We start from the raw sequence: 22,534 nt of genomic DNA, 5'->3' as shown, positions 1-22,534 counted from the left end.
CTCAGCCTCCCTGCGAGATCACGCGCCGGGCGGCCCGCCGCCACAGCAACCGGGTGAACAGCGCCAGCACCGCGACCCAGGCTGCCTGCACGGACAGCTGGAACCCCGCGTCGGACAGGGGAATGCGCCCCACGTACAGCGACAGCGGCACACTCAGCGTGGCCTGGAAGGGGAGGAACGCGCTCATCGTCACGAACCAGTCCGGGAAGAACCACAGCGGTGCGTACACCCCGGACAGCAGGTTCTGGGCGAACATCAGGATGAGCATCGCGGCGGTGTTGCGGACCGTCCAGAAGCACAACTGGTCCAGCACCAGCATGACGTAGTACAGGACCCACTGGCCCAGCAGCATGCTGAGCACGAACACCCCGGCCGCGCCGGCCGACGCGGGCGGTTCGACGACGCCCGCGGCCAGGCAGATCAGGTACCCGGTCAGCGCCCACGCCAGCCCGTACAGCTGCTCGCCGGCGGCCCGCAGGGCGTAGTAGCGCTGCGGCGGCAGCGGCCGCAGGTACCAGTAGACGATGGTGCCGAAGTGCATGTGCTGCAAGACCGTGTCGCGGCCCGCGTACTGGTCCAGCTCCCGCAGCCGGGACGCCAGCACGGCCAGCACGGCGTAGGTGACCGCCTGGTCGCGGCTCAGCCCCGCGGTCGTGCCGGTCTGCGCGTACAGGCCCCGCCACAACGACCAGACCAGCACCACCTGCACGGCCAGCCGGAGGGCGACGGCGGTCATCCGGGGCGGTGCGTTCAGCTCGCCGAGCGGGGTGACGCGGGCGGCGCGCCAGGCATGGAGCACGGCCATGTCAGACCTCCCCGGCGTGCGCGTACGCGGCCCGCATCACGTCCTCTAGGTCCGCCTCGTCTAGGGCGATGTCCGTCACCTCGAACCGCTCGATCACCGCCTTCAGCGCCTGCTGGACGGTGAGCGCGGCGGGCCCGTCGGGCCCGAAGACGACCTGCGCGCCCGCGTGCCGCAGCAGCGCGGTGCCCGGCGGCGGGACGACCTCGGCGTGCGGATCGGCCAGGGTGGCCCGCACCTGCCACGTCGAGCCGAACGTGCGGCGGATCTCGTCGAGCGAGCCGTCCAGCATCAGCCGGCCGTGGTTGACCAGCACGACCCGCTCGGCGAGGCGCTCGACCTCCGTCATGTCGTGCGTGGTCAGCAGCACGGTCCGCCCGCGCTGCTCCACCTGGTGCCGCAGGAACTCCCGCACCTGCTCCTTCACCACCACGTCCATGCCGATGGTCGGCTCGTCGAGGAACACCACCGGCGGGTCGTGCAGCAGGGCGGCGGCCAGATCGCTGCGCACCCGCTGGCCGAGCGAGAGATGGCGGACCCGGGTGTCCCAGAACGACGACAGCTCCAGGATGTCGTCGAACTCCTTGAGGCGGGCGGCGTGTTCGGCCTTCGGCACCTCGTAGATGTCCCGCAGGATCGCGAACGACTCGCGCACCGGCAGGTCCCACCACAGCTGGGTGCGCTGCCCGAACACCGCCCCGACGTTGCGCGCGTTGCGCTCCCGTTCCCGGTACGGCACCACGCCCGCGACCCGGGCCTCGCCGGACGTGGGCGTGAGGATGCCGGTGAGGATCTTGATGGTGGTGGACTTGCCGGCGCCGTTCGGCCCGAGCAGGGCGAGGAGTTCGCCCGCGGCCACGTCGAAGGTGATGTCGGAGACGGCCTGCTTGGCCACCCGCTCGGGGTTGACCAGGGACCGGACGGCGCCCGCGAAGCCGGGGCGGCGGACGGTGGTGTGGAAGGTTCGGGACAGTCCTCGGACCTCGATGGCGACACTCAACTGACCCACCAACTCCCTCGCGGCGAACGCAGCAGCGGCCGGTCGGCACGAGGGCCGACCGGCCGCGAATGACATCCCGACACTCTCGGAATGTCGATCAATCGGTCAATCGATTAATCAGTTTCTTACCTGGTGGTCGAGAACACGAACGAGAACTCCACCGGCTCCGCCTTCAGGAAGTACTGCGGCAGCGGGCCCGGGCCGCAGGACTGCGAACCGATGCCGTGCAGCCCGTGGTCGAGGTTGACCCACACCGTGTCACCGGCCGCGAGGTCGGTACGGTGCCGCGCGGCGTCCAGCTGCTCGGTCGTCCAGCGCCGCGCAGTGAACCAGAACTCCGGGTCGCCCTCGATCCTCAGACCGCCGAGCTCCACCCACCGGACGTCGGCACGGGCGCCGTTCTCCTGCGGGCGGACGTACGGCGTCTGGAGCCGGTCCACCGTCGACCGCCAACGTCCGATCATGGACGCCGCCTTGCTGTCCGGGTACGCCTCGCCGGGACCGCCGCCGAACCACTCCACCCGGTCCGCCTCCGGCAGCCCGAAACGGACGCCGAGCCGCGGCAGCGGCACCGTCCAGTCGCCCTCCGGGGTCACGGACACGTTCAGCCGCAGCCGCTCGCCGTCGGACGTCCAGCGGTACACCGTGTCGAGGCCCACCTCGCGGGCCGCGGGCGCCACCCGGGTCCGCACCGTCAGCGCGTCGTCGCCCGCCTCGACCGAGACGAGGCGGTGCCGCATCCGGTGCAGGCCGAGCGTGCGCCACAGCACCCCGTAGCGGGTGTCCGTCTGCCACTCGGCACCGTCGTCGTTGTCGGTCGGCGCCCGCCACACGTCCAGCCGCGGCGTCGCGCCGACCTCCACCCCGCCGACCGAGAGCAGCGCACCGGTGCGGGCGTCGAACCCGGCCGGGCCCAGCGTGATCCGGCCCTCCTCGACCACGGGCCGGTCGTTCGCGGGGAAGGACGGCAGCGGCCGTGCCCCCACGGCGAACTGGCCCCAGGCCACGACGTGGCCCTTCGGAGCCCAGGACGTGTCGTCCGCGAGCAGCGCCCGCACCGTCCACTGCCGTTCGCCACCCCGGCCGTCCGCGGGCGGCTCGGGCAGCTTGACCTCGGCGCTCCCGCCCGGCGCGAGCGCCGGCACCGCGAGCGAACCCGACTCGACGGTCTCGCCGTCCACCTGGCACGACCACTCGAAGGCCAGCGCCGACAGATCGGCGAAGTCCTGCTTGTTGGTGACGTGCACGATGCCGTTGGCGCCGTCGCCCTCGATCCGGACGGGCTCGATGACCTTCTTGTACTCGATCAGGCCCGGCGACGGCGTCCGGTCCGGGAAGACCAGTCCGTCGCAGACGAAGTTGCCGTCGTGCAGCTCCTCGCCGAAGTCACCGCCGTAGGCGTAGCCCAGCTCGGCGTGCTTGACGCCGTGGTCGATCCACTCCCAGATGAACCCGCCCTGAAGCCGGTCGTACTTCTCGAACAGCTCCTGGTAGTCGGCGAGCCCGCCGGGGCCGTTGCCCATGGCGTGCGCGTACTCGCACTGGATGAAGGGCAGCTCGCGGCGCTTGTGGGTGCCGCCGTCGAGCTGCTGCCCGATCTTCTCGACCTCGTCGTGGAAGGCGTACATCCGCGAGTACACGTCCGTGTCGCGGCAGTTCCAGTCGCCCTCGTAGTGCACCAGCCGCTCGGGGTCACGGTCGTGGATCCACTCGGCCATGGCGGTCAGGCCGCGGCCGGTGCCGGCCTCGTTGCCCAGCGACCAGAACACGATCGACGGGTGGTTCTTGTCCCGCTCGACCATGCGCGCGGCGCGGTCCAGCAGGGCCGGGGTCCAGCGGTCGTCGTCGACCGGGTTGTCCCGCCAGTCCTGCTCGGTGAAACCGTGGGTCTCCAGGTCGCACTCGTCGATGACCCACAGGCCGTACTCGTCGCACAGGTCGAGAAAGGCCGGGTGCGGCGGGTAGTGCGAGGTGCGCACGGCGTTGAGGTTGTGCCGCTTCATCAGCAGCACGTCCTCGCGCATGGTCTCCAGGTCGAGCGCGCGGCCCCGCTCGGGGTGCCACTCGTGCCGGTTGACGCCCTTGAAGAGGACCGCCGTGCCGTTGACCTTGACGAGCCCGTCCTCCAGGACGACCGTCCGGAAACCGATCCGCAGCGGCACCCGCTCCCCGTCCGTGGCCAGCACGCCGTCGTAGAGCCTCGGCGTCTCGGCCGTCCAGGGCTCCACGGCCACCGTCACCGGCTCGCCGGTGGCGACATCGATGTCCAGGGCCGGGACGAGCACCCGCCCGTGGACATCGGAGTCGACGCGCAGAGTGCCCTCGCCGGTGGTGTGGTCGTAGGAGGCGTGCACGAAGAAGTCGGCGACGCTGCCCGCCGGGCGGTGCAGCAGCGTCACGTCACGGAAGATGCCCGGCAGCCACCACTGGTCCTGGTCCTCCAGGTACGACCCCGCCGACCACTGGTGCACGCGCACCGCGAGCACGTTGCTCCCCGGCTTCAGCAGCTCACCGACCGTGAACTCGTGCGCGAGGCGGGAGCCCTTGAACTCGCCGAGCTCGGTGCCGTTCAGCCAGACGCGGGCGCAGGACTCGACCCCGTCGAAGCGCAGCACCGCCCCGCCGTCCGACGGCCAGTCGGACGGCAGGTCGAAGACACGCAGGTGGTCACCGGTCGGGTTCTCCGTCGGGACGTACGGCGGGTCCACCGGGAAGGGGTACAGGTGGTTGGTGTAGATCGGGGAGCCGAACGCCCCGTCGCCCTGGAGGACCCAGTGCCCGGGGACCGTGACCTCGGCCCAGTTCCCGGCGTCGTAACCCTCTTCGGCGAACGAGTCGTCCTCGGCGCCGGCCGTGGCGGACAGCCGGAACCGCCAGCTGCCGTTCAGCGACAGGGACCGCGCGTCCGAGGACGCGTACCAGGCACGGGGCGGCAGGGCACCGCTGCCCGGGGAGACGTCCTCGACGTAGTCGACGGATGGGGTCGTGCGGAAAGACATCGGTCTCCTAGCTCAGCCCTTGATGCCGGTCTGTGCGATCCCCTGCACCAGCCAGCGCTGGAGGAAGAGGAAGACGAAGATCAGGGGCAGGATCGAGATGGCGGTGGCCATGAAGATCAGGTGGTAGTTGACGGTCTGGTTCGTCATATACGACGACAGCGCCACCTGGACTGTCCAGGCACTCGGATCCTGTCCGATGACCAGGGGCCACAGGAAGGCGTTCCAGCCGTTGATGAAGGTGATCGTGGCGATGGCCGCGAAGAAGTTCAGCGAGTTGGGTACGACGACCCGCCAGTACGCGCCCCAGTAGCCGAGCCCGTCCACGCGCGCCGCCTCCTCCAGCTCCTTGGGGAATCCGAGGAAGTACTGCCGGAACAGGAAGCAGGTGAAACCACTGAAGAGGCCCGGGATGATCAGACCCCGGTAACTGTCCACCCAGCCGAGGGACGAGACCAGAACGAAGCTCGGCACGAAGGTGACCGCTGTGGGAACCATCAGCGTCGCCAGGACGGCGTAGAACACCTTGTTGGCGTGCTTGTACGGGATGCGGGCGAGGCCGTACCCGGCCATCGAGCAGATCAGCAGGATGCCGGCGGTGTGCAGGACGGCGACGACGACGGAGTTCCACAGGGACCGGGCGAAGTCGACGGTGACGTCGTTGAAGGGTTCGGTGATGTTGCCCCACTGGATGGCGGTGGGGAACCACTTCCACTCCTCGCCCGTGATCTCCGGGTCCGTCATCAAGGCGTTGCGGACGATCAGGTAGAAGGGGATCAGGAACAGGAGGGTGGCGACGCCGGTCGCGATGTACAGACCGGTGTTCCCGATGACTCCGCCGCGCTTGACCTTGACCGGCTTCGCGGCCTTGTCGATGTCGGGTGCTGTGATGGTCACTTGGACTCCTCACCCCTTCCGAAGCCCATGATCTTGCCCTGGAGCAGGGTCACGGCGCAGATGAGCAGGGTCAGGACGACCGCGCCCGCGCTGCCCGCGCCGTAGTTCTGGTTCTCGCCGAGGGCCATCTTGTAGAGCTCCACCAGCGGCGGCTGGCCCCACGTGGCCTTGGGCAGCAGGTTGAAGAACTCGTCGAAGGCCTGGTAGGCGGCGACGAGCAGGAGCAGGATCACCGCGGTCGAGGTCGCCCGCAGCTGGGGCAGTGTGATGTGCCGGAAGGTCTGCCAGCCCGGCTTGGCGCCGTCGAGGGAGGCCGCCTCGTACAGCTCCCGCGGGATGTTCTGCAGCGCCGCGATGAAGAGGATCATGTAGAAGCCCGACTGGAGCCACAGGCGGACGGTCACGATGACCAGCCAGTACCAGGGCGGATCTGGGCTGGACAGCCAGGCGATGTTCTCGATGCCGAACCAGCTGAGAACGGTGTTGGCGAGGCCGAAACGGACGCCGTTGAAGATGGACATCTTCCAGATCAGCGAGGCGGCGACATAGCTGACGGCGGTCGGAAGGAAGAACACCGACCGGGCGAACGCCCGCATGAACCGCAACCGGTTGACCAGCAGAGCCAGGCCCAGCGAGAGGGCCCAGGTGGCGGGCACGATGAATGCGGCGAACACGGTGAACGTGACGAGGGAGTTCCGGAAATCCTCGTCCTGCAGGATCGCCGCGTAGTTTTCGAAGCCGACGAACTGGCTGGGTGTGACGGTGAAGCGTGCCTCGAAGAAGCTGAGCCAGATGCTCCAGCCGATGGGCACGAAGACGAAGATCACCAGGCCGATGAGGAAGGGCCCGGTGAAGAGCCAGAAGTTGAAGGTGCTGTTCGCCCTGAGGCCCCGCCGCGGCCGGTCCTTGGAGACCTTGGCCGGGGCGGGGTTCTTGGCGACCCCGCGCGTGGTGGTGGTCGACATGTCGAGATCCGTCCGGCGGTCTAACCGAAGAGCTTCTTGAGCTCGGTGTTGACCTTCTTCTCAGCGGCGGCGAGCTGGGCCTTCGGGTCGCCGTTCTTGCGGACGGAGTTCGCCATGACATCGTTGATCGCGGCGATCATCGCCTGGGTCCAGCCGATGTTGTCGAAGTGGCCGAACTCGTTGAAGAGCTTGACGCCCTCGGCCGGCAGACCGGACTTGAGCTTGGTGGCGGACTGCGCGAGGGAGGTGCGCGGCGGGATGTGGAAGCCGTAGGAGGTGGCGAAGTCCTCCTGGTGCTTCTTCTGGTCGATCCACAGCCACTTGACGTATTCCTTGGCCGCCTCGACGTTCTTGCCCTTGGCGTTGACGAACATCGACCAGCCGCCGTTGTAGACGGACTCCTTGCCGGCGGAACCGACCTTCGGGAAGGGGAAGATGCCGATGTCGTCGCCGAGCGCCTTCTGCATGACCGGCATGGCCCACATGCCGCACCACTGCATCGCCGTCAGGCCCTGGGTGAAGGCCGACGGGTCCCACCAGTCGGCGGGGGCGCCGAGCAGGAGGTCGCCGCTGGTGAACAGACCGCGCAGCTGCTTGAGGCCGTCGGCGACGGCGTCGGTGTTGAACGCGGGCTTGTTGTCGGCGGTGAGGGTGTCGGCACCGGCGGACCAGATCAGGTTGTGCTGCACGGGCGTGAGGTCATTGCCGAGGTAGGCGCCCTTGACCTTGCTGGTCTTGAGCTTCGCGGCGGCCTCGATCAGCTCTTCGAGGGTCTTCGGCACCTCGACCCCCGCCTTCTCGAACATCGAGGGACGGTAGAAGAAGAACTGCGGGTCGTCGATCATCCGGACGCCGTATATCTTGCCGTCGACCGTGTGCGACTTGATGTCGGCCTGGTTGAAGTCGTCCTTGACCGGCTCGATGATGTCGGTCAGGTCGGCCACCTGACCGCTCTTGACGAGCTGGATCTGCGGGTGGAACTCGAAGACGTCCGGCGCGTTCTTGGTGAGCAGCGCGGCGAACAGCTTCTGCTCGAAGTTGGAGCCGGTGATCCACTGGGTGGTGACGTTGGCGCCCTTGTAGTCCTTCGCGTACCGCTTCACAGCCTGCTCGACGCCGGCCTCGCCGTACGCGTGGAAGTACTGGACGAGGGCGTCGCCCGACCCGCCGCCGCTGCGCCCGGTGTTGCCGCCGCACGCGGCGAGTCCGCCCGCGGCGGCCAGGCCCATCGCGGCCCGCAGTACGTTTCGGCGGTCCCAGTTCATGTTGCTCGATGCCGACATGCTGACGTCCTTGTCTCGAGTGCGGCTGCGGCTCTGCGGCTCACTGCCTGATGGCTCACGGCCCGGGGGCTCGCGCCAGATGGCTCAAAGAGAGGTGCGGTGCGGGACGCTAGAGCTTCGGCTAAGGCTTCGGCAAGGGGTTGGACGAAGTCTGTGCGAAGCGTTGTGTCCGGTTCGCGATTTCGAACACGCGGGAGGTGTGGAGGAGTTGGTTCCGCCGCCGCGAGGTCGCTACGACGGTGGGGTGGTGGTGCGGCTCCTCACGGGTGCGGTGCGTTTGCCGTTCTTCTGCCCGACGGCCTGGAGGGCGCCCTCCAGCGCGAACGTCGCCGCGCCCAGGCACACCGGGTCGGTGGGGATCGGGGAGAGGACGATCTCGGTGGCGGCCAGCGGCCGCGGCAGCGCGTGCCGGGTCACGGCCTCGCGCACCTCGTGCAGCAGCGGTTCGCCCAGGGTGCGGGCGACCCAGCTGCTCAGCACGACGATCTCGGGGTTGAACAGGTTCACCAGGTCGGCGACACCGGCGCCCAGGTAGCGGGCGGTGTCGTGGACGGCCCGGCGTGCCACCGGATCGTGAGCCGCGACCCCGCGGGCCAGGGCGTCGATGGTCGCCGTCTGGTCGTCCGCGTGCAGCAGTTCGCTGTCGGGGCCGATCTCCCGCAGGTTCAGCATGATGCCGCGCGCGCCCACGTACGTCTCCACGCAGCCGTGGTTGCCGCAGCGGCACAGGCGCCCGTCCAGCACCATCGTGGTGTGGCCCCACTCGCCCGCGCTGTTGCTGACGCCCCGGTGCAGCCCGCCGCCCAGGACGAGCCCGGCTCCCACGCCGGTCCCGAGGTTGACCACCACGGCGTTCCCGCGTCCGCGCGCGGCCCCGAACCACAGCTCGGCGACCGCGCTGGCGCGCAGCGGGTTGTCCAGGTAGAGCGGGTAGGCGATGTGCTCGGTGAGCAGGTCGAGGAGCGGCACGTCGTGCCAGTCCCAGTTGGGTGCGTACTCCGAGATGCCGGTCGCGCGGTCCACCTGCCCCGGCACGCTCACGCCGACCCCGAGCACCCGGGCGCCCTCGATGCCGGCCTGCATGACCACCGAGCCGACGGCTGCGGCCACATGGCCCACCACCTGCTCGGGCAGGCTCTCGCCGGGCCGGACGTCCTCCTCGGCCCGGGCGAGCACGTTCAGCCCGAGGTCGAACAGCTCGACATGGACGTACGTCTCGGCGATGTCGACGCCGATCAGCGCGCCGCCCGAGGAGTTGACCGCGACCAGGCCCCGGGGGCGCCCGCCCGCCGAGTCCTCGAAGCCGACCTCGGTGATCATGCGGAGGTCGAGCAGTTCTCCGACGAGCGTGGCGACCGTCGCGAGGCTGAGGCCCGTGGCCGCCGCCAGCTCCTGCCGGGAGGTGGGTGACTCGGCGATGATCTGGCGCAGCACCTCGTAGCGGTTCGCGGTGCGGATGTCACGTGATGTGCGCTTCACCGGGGTGCCCCATTCCTTCCCAGACCGGCCGGGCCGGGTCGACGTCGGCACCGGCGCGGCGCAAGGCTATGGGCTGCCGGGACTTTCGACAAGGGGTTTGGAAAGGGGCTTTATAAAGTGCTCGCCCGCTGAGGAGCGGAGGTGGCCGGGCGTGGCCTGCTCATGATGCCTCAGGTCGGGCGCCCCGACTCCACCGGTGTGTCAGTCCGGGTCCTGTACCGGGCCGCCCGTCGGGCAGGCGGCCGCCTCGCCCGGACGGCCGGCGCCGGCGACCGCGGCGGACAGCTGTCGCTGCACCTGCTCCGGCAGGGTGCTGCCGCGTACGGTGCCCACCAGGTCCTGGGCCAAGTGGTGCAGCTTGGTGTTGGTGTTCTGGGAGGTCCTGACCAGCACGCTCCAGGCCGCCTCGGGGCTCAGGTTGAAGGAGGCCATCAGGATGCCGCGGGCCAGGTCGATGGTGGGCCGGGTCTGCATGGCGCGGCGCAGCTGGGCGACTTCGGCGCGCAGTTCCCGGCTGCTCTCCTGCGGGGGGCCGGTGTCGGGCGTGGCCGGGGGAGCGGGGGGCTCCGGGAGGGCGGAGTCGGTGAACAGCTCGCGCGTGCCGGTCAGGTCGAGAAGGCGCTCGACCGCGACGCCGCAGGAGCGGATGGTGACGGTCTTGCCCTGGTCGACCGCGCGGGTGCGCAGATCGAGCAGCGCGTCGAGGCCGGAGCAGTCGCAGAACCCGACGGCGTCCAGGCACAGGTCGACGCCGCCGCCCGACAGGGTGAGCATGTCGTACAGCTCGGGCAGCAACCGTCTGCTGCCCAGGTCGAGTTCGCCCCACATGGACACGGTCATGCGGTCGCCGTCCGGAGAGACGTCCATGGTCGCCATGCAGGGCGGGACCGCCGCCGGTGCACTGGCGCCGGCCGTGGGTTCGGCGCCCTCCTGCGTGTGAGACCGCGCAGAGTACGCAGGCTCCGGCATGGCCCTGTTCTCCCTTGCTCTTCCGCCTTGCCTCCGCTTTCAGCGTTGCCTCTCTACCCCATGCACGTCAATTGATACATGAAACGGAGTACGTGTTTTTGGGTGCATGAATGTTCGGTCGCTAGAGTTGAGGCATGGATGGAGTGCCCGAGCCATACAGCGGATGGACGTTCCTCACGAACCATGCCCGCGTGCTGGCCGCCATTGCCGACGATCGCAGCGTGCGTATCCGGGACATCGCGGCCCACTGCCGGCTCACCGAACGAGCCGTGCAGAAGATCATCGCCGACCTGGAGCAGGACGGTTACCTCTCCCACACCCGGGAGGGACGCAGCAACACGTACCGGATCGACCCCGGCAAGGTGCTGCGCCACCCTGCCGAGGCGGGTCTGACCGTGGCGTCACTGCTCTCCCTGCTCGTCCAGGCCGAGGCCGACCGTGCCACGGCCCCGGGCGACCGGCCGCACGCCACGACCTGACCTGCCGGCGGCCCGCCGCGGGGCGGACGGCCCCTATGCCGGGGCCAGCACCTCCCGCACGAAGGCGTTGGCGAACTTCCCTTCCGGGTCCAGCTCCAGCGCCAGCCCCCGGAAGTCGCCGAGCCGGGGATACAGCCCGCGCAGGACCGGCGCGGGCACCGTGAACACCTTCCCCCAGTGCGGCCGCGCCCCGAAGGGCTCCAGTGCCTCTTCGACCCGCCGGACCACCGGCAGCACCGCCTGGGTGTCCTCGACCCACGTGAAGTGCACCGCGACGGTGTCGCGCCCGTAGGAGGGGCTCAGCCACTGGTCGTCGCCGGCCACCGTGCGCACCTCGCAGGTCTGAAGGACGGGGGCCACGGTCTCCCGGATCGCGTCGAGCGCGTGCAGCATCCGCACGGCGTGCCCGCGCGGCAGCAGGTACTCCGACTGCAGCTCCGCCCCGCTGCTCGGGACGAACTCCGCCCGGAAGTGCGGCAACCGCTGGTGCCAGGGCCCCGGCACGCCGAACTGCTCGGTGCAGTTGACCGCGGGCATGCCCGGCACCGGGTGCATCTTCTCGGTGGCGGGAGCGGCCCAGGGGAAGGCGGGCAGCGGCTGGTCGGTGCGCCGCTTGAGCCACACCTGCCGGAAGCCCGGCTCCCGCCAGTCGGTGAACAGGCTGACGCTGTACCCCGTCGCCATCACCGTCTCGAACGCACCGGAGTCCAGCCCCGCGGACGGCAGTCCGGTGAACACGTGCTGCTCGACCTCGAAGGCCGGCTCCAGGTCCAGGGTGAGCGCGGTGACGACCCCGAGCGCGCCGAGCGAGGTGACGACGCCGCCGAACCGCTCCTCGCCCCGGCCTATCGTCACCGCCGAGCCGTCGGCCGTGACCAGCTCCACCTCGCGCACGGACACCGACAGCGGCCCGTTGAGCACCCCCGAGCCGTGAGTGCCGGTCGCGACCGACCCGGCCACCGAGATGTGCGGCAGGGACGCCATGTTGTGCAGCGCGAGACCCTGCCCGTGCACCCGGCGGGCCAGTTCCGCGTAGCGCACACCGCCGCCGACCCGGACCGTCCGGGCCGCCGTGTCCACGTCCACCTCCTGGGGCAGGCCGGCCAGCGACAGCAGGACGCCCCCGGGGCCCGGTTCGGCGATCTCGTTGAACGAGTGCCCGCTGCCCAGCACCCGCACCCGGGCACTGTCCGCGACGAGTGCGCGCAGCGCGGCGAGCGACGCGGGCCGGTGCAGTTCCTTGGCCGCGTAGGTGATGTTGCCCGCCCAGTTGGTCACGGTCCCGTTCATCCACGTCGTCCTTCCCCGAGGCAGCGGGGACCGGGAAGCCCCCGCCGGAACCTACCCCGGCCCCGGCGTCCATTGCCGCCACCGCCCGGCTCGGCCTACGGTGGGCGCGGTAGAGAGCGGTTTCTGCCCCATCCGCTTCTCCGCGTCCGCCGAGCCGGAAGGTCACCTCCCTTGAGCCAGCGCCCCCAGGCACTGTTCGCCATGGCCGCCGAGAACGTGCCGCAGGTCTTCCCGCCCGAGGTGCTGGCGCGGCTGCGCACGTCCGTGGACATCGAAGCGGACCTCGTGGCCGAGGACTTCACCGACCCGCGTGTCCTCGACGCGCTGGCCCGGGCCGAGATCCTGGTCACCGGCTGGGGGTGCCCCCGGCTCGACGGGACGGTCCTCGACGCCGCTCCCCGGCTGCGGGCGGTGCTGCACTCGGCCGGATCGGTGAAGTCCTTCGCCACCCACGCCCTCCGCGAGCGCGGCATCGCCGTCTCCTCGGCCGCCGTCGCCAACGCGCTGCCGGTCGCCGAGTACACCCTCGCCATGATCCTGCTCGCCGGGAAGGACGTCCTCGCCGCCCGCGACCGGCTGCGCGCCACCCGCGCCTGTGCCGGCTGGGGCGTCATCCCCGGCATCGGCAACTACGGCCGCCGGGTCGGCGTCATCGGCGCCTCCCGCATCGGCCGCCGCGTCCTCGAACTGCTCCGTCCCTTCGACCTGCGGCCCGTCCTCAGTGACCCGTACGTCGACGAACAGCGGGCCGCGGCACTCGGCGTCCCCCTGCTGCCCCTGGACGAGCTGCTGCGCACGTCCGGCATCGTCACCGTCCACGCCCCGCAGACGCCCGAGACCCACCGCATGATCGGCCGTCGTGAGCTGGCACTGATGCCCGACGGGGCGGTGCTGATCAACACCGCGCGCGGCGCGCTGGTCGACCACGACGCCCTCGTGGCGGAGCTGCGCACCGGGCGCCTGAGCGCGATCCTCGACGTCACCGACCCGGAGCCGCTTCCCGCCGACTCGCCCCTCTACGACCTGCCCGGCGCCTTCGTCACCCCGCATCTCGCGGGCTCCCAGGGCAACGAGCTGGCCCGGCTCGGCCTGACCGTCGCCGAGGAGGCGGAACGGCTGCTGGCCGGGGACAAGCCGGCGTACACGGTCGACTGGGCGGCGCTGGAACGCGAAGCCTGACCCACGCGGCCCCCGGCCAAACCGCCACGAAGGGGGCATTCCATTGGCTCGGGGGGACCCGGTACCGGCCGCGTACACCGATGGGCATACCGTGAGGAGTCGTACGTCCGAACCGGGAGGAGAGTCGGGATGGGCAGCCGTACCGCGCTGGTCGAGGATCTGATGGAGCGGTTCCCGCACGTGCCGCGGGAGGCCGTCTTCAAGGAGGACCTGCTCCGCGGCGGCGTCGCCTTCGACCCGTCCGCGCTCAGCGACAACGAGGGCGGAGAGGTCAAGCCGAAGTCGTACTTCATCTTCTCCTTCGACCACGGAACCCTGCCCGAACTGGGCGAGGCCGCGCTGCGCCGCCCGCCGGAGGAGATCATCCTCACCGGCGGCCCGTACGACCTGCGCCGCACGGTCGTCTCGGTGCGGGTGAACCCGTCCTCGCCCTACCGCGTCGCGGCGAACGAGGACGGCGTGCTCGGCCTCTACCTCGACGGCAAGCGGATCTCCGACGTCGGCGTGCCGCCGATGCCCGAGTACTACCGGCACACCCTGGCCAGCGGGAAGTCGGTCATGGAGGTCGCCCCGACCATCCAGTGGGGCTACCTGATCTACCTGACCGTCTTCCGGGTGTGCCAGTACTTCGGTGCCAAGGAGGAGTGCCAGTACTGCGACATCAACCACAACTGGCGCCAGCACAAGGCGGCCGGGCGGCCGTACACGGGCGTGAAGGACGTCGACGAGGTCCTGGAGGCGCTGGAGATCATCAACCGGTACGACACCGCGAAGGCGTCGACCGCGTACACGCTCACCGGCGGCGCCATCACCTCCAAGTTGCAGGGCCGTGACGAGGCCGACTTCTACGGCATGTACGCCAAGGCCATCGAGGAGCACTTCCCGGGCCGCTGGATCGGCAAGGTCGTCGCGCAGGCGCTGCCCAAGGACGACGTGCAGCGCTTCAAGGACTACGGCGTGCAGATCTACCACCCCAACTACGAGGTGTGGGACCGCCGCCTGTTCGAGCTGTACTGCCCGGGCAAGGAGCGGTACGTCGGCCGCGACGAGTGGCACAAGCGCATCCTCGACTCGGCCGAGGTCTTCGGCGCCCGCAACGTCATCCCCAACTTCGTGGCCGGCGTGGAGATGGCGGCGCCCTCCGGTTTCACCACCGTCGACGAGGCCATCGCGTCCACCACCGAGGGCCTGCGCTTCTTCATGTCGCACGGCATCACGCCCCGCTTCACCACCTGGTGCCCGGAGCCCACGACGCCGCTCGGCAAGGCCAACCCGCAGGGCGCGCCGCTGGAGTACCACATCCGTCTGCTCCAGGCCTACCGGCAGACCATGGAGGACTTCGGCCTCTCCTCGCCCCCCGGCTACGGCCCGCCCGGTGCCGGCAACGCGGTCTTCTCCGTGAGCTCCTTCATGGACAGCCTGCCGGCCGACGAACCCACCGCCGTCCGATAACGGTTCGATGACGTCGTCGCCCGGGGTGACGGGATACTGAGTCACAGGGCGGCCGCACCCGTATGACACTCCGAGGCCGGAGCCATGGGGTGCGGCCGCCCTGTCCTGATATCTGAACAGGGCGCTTGTCAGTTGTGTGGGAGGCGTGAAAAGCTCTTGCACTGCCGCGAGGTTCCCCCCAACTCCGATGCCGATGTGGTGAGTTGACCTCGCCTGTCCACGCAGGAGACTCATGCCCGACCTGCCGACCCCTCAGGACGCCTCCGAGGCCGCGCTGTTCTCCGAGTGCTGGGACGCGGTCCTCGCCTACGCGGACCTGTGCACGTCCGGTTCCACGGCCGCCGCACAACTGGGCCGCGAGGCGTTCGCGCACGGCATCCGCGAGGCCCGCGCCGCCGACCGCGGCCCGGTCCGCGGCACCGGCCGCCGCCCGGCCCGGCTGCCCCGCATACCCCTGCTGCTGACGTCCGTACGCACCACCGCCGCGGCCTGGGAGGAGGAGGGGCAGGGCCACAAACTCGACCCCGACCTGCGCCTGTGGCTCAACTCGGACAAGGCGGCCCGTTACACCGGCCCGCCCCTGCAGCGCCCGCTCGCGCTGCGCGGTCTGCGCGACCTCCAGCAGGCGGACGCCGAACTGCTGTGGTTCACCGAGGTGGAGGCGCTGCCTCTGTCCCTGGTCGCCGGCCGTCTGGGCCTCGATCCGGCCGGCGCCGCCGAGGAACTCCAGCAGGTCCGCACCCTGTTCCGGGACCGCTGCCACCGCAACCACCTCGACACGCCGATGGACGCCCGGTGCCGCAGCTACGCCCGGCTGCTGGACGCCGTCACCCGCTCCTCCGCCGCCGAGACCCCCGGCGACCTCTCCCGGCACCTGGCCACCTGTGTGCAGTGCGCCGAAGCCGCCGCCTGCCTGCGTCTGCACGGCGGAGCCCTGCCCCAGGCGCTGGCCGGCGGCGTGATCGGCTGGGGCGGCCTCGCCTACCTGGAGCGCCGCCGCAGGGCCGCCGAGGTACGGCTCGGTGCCGGCCGGCCCGGTTCCGCGGACAAGGCGGCCGGTGCACCTGACGACGGGGAGCAGAAGGCGCGCGTCGCCCGCAACAGCCTCCTCGTCGCCGCGGTCCTGGTCTCCGTGCTGGCCCTCGGCGTCTCCCTGATGCCCTTCGGCGGCTCGGGCGACGACCTCGGCGCGTCCGGTGGCACCGACCGCCAGCCGGTGGCCGACCCCGCACCGCCCCTGCCGTCCGCCCCGTCCCTGCCGCCCGCGACCTCGAAGCCGGCCGAGCGGACCACCCAGGGCACGAAGCAGCCGGAGAAGTCCGGCAAGCCGGAGGGCAAGGACCGTCACACCGAACCGCAGGGCACCTCCTCGCCCACCGCCCGGACCGAACCCGACGAGGACGCGGACCCCGGCTGCCGGGTCGAATACGACCTCGTCAACCAGTGGCCCGACGGTTTCCAGGCCACCGTCACCGTGACCAGCGCCGAGCCGCTGGACTCCTGGCGCGTCGCCTGGTCCTTCCGGGACGGCCAGCGGGTCGGCCAGATCTGGGACGCGTCGGTCTCCCAGGACGGCTCCCGCGTCACCGCCACCGCCGCCGACTACAACAAGTCGGTCCCCGCCGGCGGCGACCTGGCCTTCGGGTTCATCTCGTCCTGGCGGGGCAAGAACTCGCCGCCGTACGACTTCGAGCTGAACGGCCACGCCTGCGCGAAGAGCGGGTGACGAAACCACCCGCCCGTCAGGCTGCGAGCGGCACCTGCTCGCCCTCTTCCGCGCCCTGGTACCGGTTCCAGATCTGATTCAGCTCGTGCTGGTAGTAGAGCGGGAACAACACGACCACGATGAAGAGGATGAGGCCGATCCAGGGATTGCAGCTCCGCTGCTTCCCGGCCGACTGCTGCATCCGGGCAACGCGCAGACCGGTGTTGCAGACCGACACGAAGGGCGGGACGATCACCAGCCAGCCGACGGTGACGGCCAGCACGGCCAGCGCCGGGTTGACCTCGATCCGTGAGTCGAAGTCCCGGGCCTCACGGTTCACTTTGTAGTACCAGACCAGGTGGTAGATGCCCAGTGTGATCAGCGGCCAGATCAGCCACACGAGAATGATGTTGCGGGTCTTGCCTGCGCGACCTGACATGCTGCACCTCCCGTGATTCCAGTGCACCACGGCCGGCCACCACGTGCGCGTCGTGCGCCGGGGCGGACAGGGCGTCCCCGGCGGCCCCGCAGGGGGGACTAATTCCGTGGCGCCCGGGGGGCGTGCGCCTCTATGGTGGGGGCGAATCGCGCGGCGGCACGTTGCTGCCGCCGTCGGCTGTGTGACGAGCAGGAGGTGTGATCGATGGCTGTCTCTGAGATGGGCGCTGCCCGCATCCGGAAGTTCATCAAGTCCACCTCCGTGGCCTCCGGCTGACCTCTTACCCTCAGCGCCTTCGAGCGCGTGCCGGGGCCACCCTTGTGAAGGGTCACCCCTTGTCTTTCTCTTCTCTCCCGGGTTCGTCCTCGTCCACCTCGCATCCGCTCGAGCCGTACGGCTGGGACGCGGGCTGGGAGGCCGAGTTCGCCCCGTACGAGGCCGAAGGCCTGCTGGCCGGCCGGGTCGTCCGGGTCGACCGCGGGCAGTGCGACGTCGTCACCGCCGACGGCCCGCTGCGGGCCGACACCGCGTTCGTCACCCCGCACGACCCCCTGCGCGTCGTCTGCACCGGCGACTGGGTTGCCGTCGAACCCGGCGGCAATCCGCGCTACGTCCGCACCTACCTGCCGCGGCGCACCGCCTTCGTCCGCTCCACCTCCTCCCAGCGGTCCGAGGGCCAGATCCTCGCGGCCAACGTCGACCACGCCGTCATCGCCGTGTCCCTCGCGGTCGAGCTGGACCTCGGCCGTATCGAGCGCTTCCTCGCGCTCGCCTGGGAATCCGGGGCCCAGCCCGTCGTCGTCCTGACCAAGGCCGACCTCGTGCCGGACCCCGTGACCCTGTCCCACCTCGTCCAGGACGTGGAGACGACCGCCCCCGGTGTGCCGGTCGTGCCCGTCAGTTCCATCGGCGGGGACGGGCTCGACACGGTCGCCGCGCTCGTCGGCGGGGGGACGTCCGTGCTGCTCGGCCAGTCCGGTGCGGGCAAGTCCACCCTCGCCAACGCGCTGCTCGGCGAGGACGTCATGGACGTCCAGGCCACCCGGGACGTCGACGGCAAGGGCCGCCACACCACGACCACCCGCAACCTGCTCGCCCTGCCGGGCGGCGGTGTCCTGATCGACACCCCCGGCCTGCGCGGCGTCGGCCTGTGGGACGCCGAGACCGGCGTCGGTCAGGTGTTCTCCGAGATCGCCGAGCTGGCCGAGCGCTGCCGCTTCCACGACTGCGCCCACGAGGCCGAGCCGGGATGCGCCGTGCTGGCCGCCGTCGACGCCGGTGAGCTGCCGGAGCGGCGGTTGCAGAGCTACCGCAAGCTCCAGCGCGAGAACCAGCGCATCGTCGCCAAGACCGACGCCCGCCTCCGGGCCGAGATCCGCAAGGACTGGAAGCGGAAGGGGGCGATGGGCAAGGCCGCGATGGAGGCCAAGCGGGGAGCGCACTGGCGTTCGTAGCCACGCCATGACCGGCCGGTTATGATCAACGGCCACCGAGAGGTGGCCACGTGTTCGAATAGACACGTGTTCGGATTGAGGGGGGACGACATGCGTTTCAGGGCTCTGGGTGCGGTCGCCGCCGCGGTGGGTGTTCTCGCGCTCACCGCGGCGCCGGCCGGCGCCGCGCAGAACTGGCAGACGGTGAGCACCGACTCCACCTGGCACTGCAGTGCCTACAAGACCCACAAGGTGTCGGACAACGTCAAGTTCAAGGTCTGCGCCGTGGTCAACGGCAGCAGGTACGCCCAGGCCGTCCTGGTCGTGCAGAACGCGGCGAGCGTGGCGGTGTCCATCGGTGGCGCGGTGAGCAGCAACTTCGGCAGCAACGTCGACTGCGCGAGCTCCACGCTCAACCCCGGCTTCACCCGCGGCTGCCTCGCCCCGACCAAGTACGTCGGAAACGAGTCGATCTTCACGGTGGCCGCCCGGCTGCGGCTCAACGGGGTCGACGACTGGTACTACGACACCGAGTTCTACGCCCCCTAGGTCCATCGTCATGTCCGATTTCCGCCAGCGGCTTCCCGGCCCACGGCGGAGACTGGACGGGTGATGGACCAGGGAACGGACGAAGACACCAGGTACGAGGCCGTACGCGGCCGCGACGCCCGTTTCGACGGCGTGTTCTTCTTCGCCGTCGAAACGACCGGCATCTACTGCCGGCCGAGCTGCCCCGCGGTCACCCCGAAACGGGCCAACGTACGGTTCTTCGCCACGGCCGCCGCCGCGCAGGGCTCGGGTTACCGGGCCTGCCGGCGGTGCCGGCCGGACGCCGTGCCCGGCTCCGCCGAGTGGAACGTCCGCGCGGACGTGGTGGGCCGGGCGGTGCGGCTGATCGCCGACGGCGTGGTCGACCGGGAAGGCGTCGCCGGGCTCGCCGGACGCCTCGGCTACAGCGCCCGGCAGGTGCAGCGGCAGCTCACCGCCGAACTCGGCGCCGGCCCGGTCGCCCTGGCCCGGGCCCAGCGGGCCCACACCGCACGCGTCCTGGTGCAGACCACCGAGCTCCCGATCACCGAGATCGCGTTCGCGGCGGGCTTCGCCAGCGTGCGGCAGTTCAACGACACGATCCGGGCGGTGTACGCCTCGACCCCGAGCGAGCTGCGCGCCGCCGCACCGAAGGCCGGCCGGGGCCGCCGCGCGGCCACCCCCGACGCCGGCATCCCGCTCCGGCTCGCCCACCGCGGCCCCTACCGGGCCGGACCCGTCTTCGACCTGCTGGCGCGCGAGGCCGTAGCCGGCATCGAGGACGTGAGCGGCCCACCCGGCACCCGCACCTACCGGCGCACCCTCCGCCTCCCGTACGGCACCGGCATCGTCGCCGTCGACGAACGCCCGGGCGCCGCCCGGCCCGGCTCCGGCGCCCACCCGGGCGGCTGGCTCGACGCCCGGCTGCACCTCACCGACCCGCGCGACCTCACCACCGCCGTCCAGCGGCTGCGGCGGCTGTTCGACCTCGACGCCGACCCCTACGCTGTCGACGAGCGCCTCGCCGCCGACCCGCGGCTCGCACCCCTGGTCCGCGCCCGGCCCGGGCTGCGCTCACCGGGCACCGCCGACCCGCAGGAACTCGCGGTGCGTGCGCTGACCGGCCGCACCGAGGCGGAACGGCTCGTGCGTCGCTACGGCAAGGCCCTCGACGCCCCCTGTGGCAGGCTCACCCACCTCTTCCCCGAGCCGGCCGTCCTCGCCGGGGCCGAACCCGGCGGCACCCTCGGCGCGCTCACCGCCGCCCTGGCCGACCAGATCGTGCGGCTCGACCCGGGCGCCGACCGGGACGAGGCGCAGGACGCCCTGCGTGCCGTGCCCGGCCTGGACGCCCGTACGGTGGCCGAGATCCGCACCCGCGCCCTCGGCGACCCGGACGTGGCGCCGCCCGGCCTTGACGTCCCCGACCACTGGCGCCCCTGGCGCTCGTACGCCGTGAACCACCTGCGCGCAGCAGGGGAGTGGGAGTTGTGATGACCGACCCGACCTACTGGACGAGTGTGACCGGCCCCCTCGGGCCGCTGCTCCTCACGGCCGCCCCGACCGGCGAGCTGACCTCCCTGTCCGTACCCGGTCAGAAGGGCGGACGCGAGGTGCGGGACGGCTGGCGGCGCGACCCCGGGCCGTTCCGGGAGGCCGAGGAGCAGCTCGCCGCCTACTTCGCCGGGGAACTGAAGGAGTTCCGGCTGGCCTGGCGGACCGACGGCACCGCCTTCCGCGAGAGGGTCTGGGCCGCGCTGGACGACATCCCCTACGGCTCGACCGCGACCTACGGCGAGATCGCCGCGCGCATCGGAGCGCCCCGGGCGGCCGTGCGGGCCGTCGGCGGTGCGATCGGCGCGAACCCGCTGCTCGTGGTCCGCCCCTGCCACCGGGTGATCGGGGCGGACGGCACGCTGACCGGTTACGCGGGGGGCCTGGACCGCAAGGTGCGGCTGCTGACGCACGAGGGTGTGCTGCCCGCACAGGACACGGCCCGGGGCTCAGCCCCAGAAGACGGCGCCCACCCAGGCCGCCGCGATCAGCTGGCAGGTGAACAGTTCGGCCAGGATGCTTGAGCCGCCCGCGCGCATCACCGTGCGCAGGGCGGCGACCGCGTCCGCGTGACGGCCGAGACGGACCCGTTCGAAGAGGTAGACACCGGTCAGGAATCCCGGGATCGCGCCCAGTACGGGGACCAGGACGAATCCGAGCAGGGAACCGGCTCCGGCGCAGGCCAGCATGCGGCGGGTGGTGGCGTTCATCCGCAGGCGCCGGGGCGGCAACGACCAGCGGACGGCCTGGGAGACGAGCAGCAGCACCGTGGCCCCGACCAGCACCCACCAGGCGACGGGCTGCGGATCCTTCAGCGCCCACCACATGACCGCGGCCCACACCAGCAACGATCCCGGCATGGCGGGCAGCAGCACTCCGCACAGCCCGAGCAGGATGACCAGCCCGACCAGCAGGAGGTCCCACACTCCCATCTGACCAGCCTGCCGGAACACGCGAGAACACGCAGGTCAGAAGCGTGCCAGAGGGCCAGACCCGCAGGTCAGCCGCCCGCTGTCGGCCGGGCCGCGATTTCGCATGACCGTTCTACGGCTCACTCGACGTGCCGTTCACCGCCCCGCGACGGGCCGGTTTTTTCCACAAGCCCCGTTTTCATCCCGCTCGTGCGGTGGACAATCAGGGCATGAGTCAGCAGGGGGGAAGGCCCACCGGTCACGAGGACGACTGGTGGAGGGAGTTGTACGACGACTCCACCGACGACACGGGCCCCACACCGGCACGCGATTCCCTCGACGACCGGTTCGCGTCGGCGTCCGGAGCCGTGGGGGACGCCGTGCGCGAGGGGGCGGAGGAGTGGATCCGGTCCCCGGACCGGCCGGCAGCACGGCCCTTCGGCGCGGAGCCGGCCGTCCCGGCGCCCCGGACGGGAGCCGACGACGTACCGGACACACCCCGCCCGAACGTCCGGCCCCCGCAGCGCGCCCCCTGGGAGCCGCCACCGGCCCGGCCCTCCGGCCCCACGAGCTTTCCGACTGCGGCGAAGCCGCCGGGCCACACGGGGCGGCCACCCGCCGGCCCGCCCATGGCCCCACACCCGGGCGACGCGGCCCCGACGACGGGACCCCGTACGCCGTCGGACGCGAGCCCGGCTGCCGCCGGCTCCGGCGGGCTTCCGGGCGCGGGGCGAAGCGGCGAGCCGTTGCCCTCACCCGGCCCGCGTGGGCCTTCGGACGCGCCGCCGGGCGTCGTGAGCCGGTGGGCCGCCGACTCCGGCGGGCCCCCGGGCGCGGTGACGGAGGGCGGGCCCCCGTCCTCAGCCGTCCCCGCCGCGCCCTCGGACGCCGCACGCCCTCCTGTGGCCGATCCCGGCAAACCCCCGGGTGAGCGGCCCGGTGACGTGTCTTTGCCCTCGGCCGGCCCCCGCACGCCCCCGGCGAGCCCCGCGCAGCCTGCCGTCCCGACCATGCCCGGCTCACATCCGGCTCCGGTTCCCCCTCCCCCCGCGTCCCCTCCGGCCTGGCCGGCCGCGGCCGCGGCCGGGGACCCCGCGCCTCCGGCCCCGGCCGACAGGCCCCCCGTGCCGCCGTGCCCCGCCGGGCCGCCCCCGTCCCCGGCCGACCGGCCGC

General features: G+C 71.4%; 18 protein-coding genes and 1 pseudogene. 8 read left to right on the top strand and 11 right to left on the bottom strand.

The features are described 5' to 3' along the window. Position 1: 1 nt before the first annotated feature. The 8 genes from GTY56_RS07455 to GTY56_RS07420 all read right to left on the bottom strand — a co-directional run bounded on the left by GTY56_RS07455 (position 2) and on the right by GTY56_RS07420 (position 10,298). A complete protein-coding gene (locus tag GTY56_RS07455; RefSeq protein WP_161363714.1) occupies positions 2–805 on the bottom strand; it encodes an ABC-2 family transporter protein in 804 nt (267 codons plus the stop codon). 1 nt (position 806) lies between these two features. Beyond that, complete coding sequence (locus GTY56_RS07450; RefSeq protein ID WP_161363712.1) at positions 807–1,802, bottom strand: ABC transporter ATP-binding protein; 996 nt, start codon at positions 1,800–1,802, stop codon at positions 807–809. 125 nt (positions 1,803–1,927) lie between these two features. Then, the gene (locus tag GTY56_RS07445) at positions 1,928–4,801 is read right to left on the bottom strand and encodes a glycoside hydrolase family 2 TIM barrel-domain containing protein (RefSeq protein WP_161363710.1); all 2,874 of its coding nucleotides are present in this window, start codon (positions 4,799–4,801) and stop codon (positions 1,928–1,930) included. 12 nt (positions 4,802–4,813) lie between these two features. Beyond that, positions 4,814–5,695, bottom strand: coding sequence for an ABC transporter permease subunit (locus GTY56_RS07440; RefSeq protein WP_161363708.1), 882 nt, complete (start codon positions 5,693–5,695; stop codon positions 4,814–4,816). Then, complete coding sequence (locus GTY56_RS07435) at positions 5,692–6,660, bottom strand: carbohydrate ABC transporter permease (protein WP_161363706.1); 969 nt, start codon at positions 6,658–6,660, stop codon at positions 5,692–5,694. Before GTY56_RS07435 ends, GTY56_RS07440 begins: the two co-directional genes overlap by 4 nt. 20 nt (positions 6,661–6,680) lie before the next feature. Then, positions 6,681–7,943 carry an ABC transporter substrate-binding protein gene (locus tag GTY56_RS07430; RefSeq protein WP_161363704.1) on the bottom strand — a complete coding sequence of 421 codons (1,263 nt, stop codon included), beginning with the start codon at positions 7,941–7,943 and terminating at the stop codon, positions 6,681–6,683. Between the two features lie 231 nt (positions 7,944–8,174). After that, entirely contained in the window at positions 8,175–9,422 is a 1,248-nt protein-coding gene (locus GTY56_RS07425; protein ID WP_161363703.1) for an ROK family protein, read from the bottom strand. A 201-nt stretch (positions 9,423–9,623) separates the two neighbouring features. Then, the gene (locus GTY56_RS07420; protein WP_237524432.1) at positions 9,624–10,298 is read right to left on the bottom strand and encodes an ANTAR domain-containing protein; all 675 of its coding nucleotides are present in this window, start codon (positions 10,296–10,298) and stop codon (positions 9,624–9,626) included. A 227-nt stretch (positions 10,299–10,525) separates the two neighbouring features. Between GTY56_RS07420 and GTY56_RS07415 the strand changes: the two genes are divergently transcribed. Further along, the gene (locus GTY56_RS07415; RefSeq protein WP_161363699.1) at positions 10,526–10,870 is read left to right on the top strand and encodes a helix-turn-helix transcriptional regulator; all 345 of its coding nucleotides are present in this window, start codon (positions 10,526–10,528) and stop codon (positions 10,868–10,870) included. 33 nt (positions 10,871–10,903) lie between these two features. Here the strand turns inward: GTY56_RS07415 and GTY56_RS07410 are convergent, their stop codons facing one another. After that, positions 10,904–12,160 (bottom strand): FAD-binding protein, encoded by a 1,257-nt coding sequence (locus tag GTY56_RS07410; protein WP_161363698.1) that lies wholly within the window; start codon positions 12,158–12,160, stop codon positions 10,904–10,906. Positions 12,161–12,331: 171 nt separating this feature from the next. Between GTY56_RS07410 and GTY56_RS07405 the strand changes: the two genes are divergently transcribed. The 3 genes from GTY56_RS07405 to GTY56_RS07395 all read left to right on the top strand — a co-directional run bounded on the left by GTY56_RS07405 (position 12,332) and on the right by GTY56_RS07395 (position 16,517). Further along, a complete protein-coding gene (locus GTY56_RS07405; protein ID WP_161363696.1) occupies positions 12,332–13,339 on the top strand; it encodes a hydroxyacid dehydrogenase in 1,008 nt (335 codons plus the stop codon). Between the two features lie 129 nt (positions 13,340–13,468). After that, positions 13,469–14,791: a radical SAM protein gene (locus GTY56_RS07400; protein WP_033306698.1), complete on the top strand. Its 1,323-nt coding sequence runs from the start codon at positions 13,469–13,471 to the stop codon at positions 14,789–14,791. A gap of 232 nt (positions 14,792–15,023) precedes the next feature. Then, on the top strand, positions 15,024–16,517 hold the full coding sequence (locus tag GTY56_RS07395; protein ID WP_161363694.1) for a cellulose-binding domain-containing protein: 1,494 nt from the start codon (positions 15,024–15,026) through the stop codon (positions 16,515–16,517). Positions 16,518–16,533: 16 nt separating this feature from the next. Here GTY56_RS07395 and GTY56_RS07390 read toward each other — a convergent pair whose 3' ends face one another. Then, the gene (locus GTY56_RS07390) at positions 16,534–16,935 is read right to left on the bottom strand and encodes a DUF4234 domain-containing protein (RefSeq protein WP_161363692.1); all 402 of its coding nucleotides are present in this window, start codon (positions 16,933–16,935) and stop codon (positions 16,534–16,536) included. A 335-nt stretch (positions 16,936–17,270) separates the two neighbouring features. Here GTY56_RS07390 and rsgA point away from each other — a divergent pair, with 335 nt between their 5' ends. The 4 genes and pseudogenes from rsgA to GTY56_RS07370 all read left to right on the top strand — a co-directional run. After that, positions 17,271–18,389 (top strand): ribosome small subunit-dependent GTPase A, encoded by a 1,119-nt coding sequence (rsgA, locus tag GTY56_RS07385; RefSeq protein ID WP_161363690.1) that lies wholly within the window; start codon positions 17,271–17,273, stop codon positions 18,387–18,389. Between the two features lie 90 nt (positions 18,390–18,479). Continuing rightward, positions 18,480–18,917: a hypothetical protein gene (locus tag GTY56_RS07380; protein WP_161363688.1), complete on the top strand. Its 438-nt coding sequence runs from the start codon at positions 18,480–18,482 to the stop codon at positions 18,915–18,917. 63 nt (positions 18,918–18,980) lie between these two features. Next, entirely contained in the window at positions 18,981–20,390 is a 1,410-nt protein-coding gene (locus tag GTY56_RS07375) for a DNA-3-methyladenine glycosylase 2 family protein (RefSeq protein ID WP_161363686.1), read from the top strand. Continuing rightward, positions 20,390–20,875, top strand: a pseudogene (locus tag GTY56_RS07370) (methylated-DNA--[protein]-cysteine S-methyltransferase); the annotation flags it as partial. The gene GTY56_RS07375 and the pseudogene GTY56_RS07370, both read left to right, overlap by 1 nt. 24 nt (positions 20,876–20,899) lie before the next feature. Here GTY56_RS07370 and GTY56_RS07365 read toward each other — a convergent pair. After that, a complete protein-coding gene (locus GTY56_RS07365) occupies positions 20,900–21,382 on the bottom strand; it encodes a DUF456 domain-containing protein (RefSeq protein ID WP_161363684.1) in 483 nt (160 codons plus the stop codon). Positions 21,383–22,534 lie beyond the last annotated feature (1,152 nt).

This window comes from Streptomyces sp. SID5643, assembly GCF_009872555.1.
Lineage (GTDB): Bacteria > Actinomycetota > Actinomycetes > Streptomycetales > Streptomycetaceae > Streptomyces > Streptomyces iakyrus.
The sequence above is the reverse complement of the archived record's forward strand: the minus strand, read 5'-3'. Positions and strand labels throughout refer to the sequence as shown.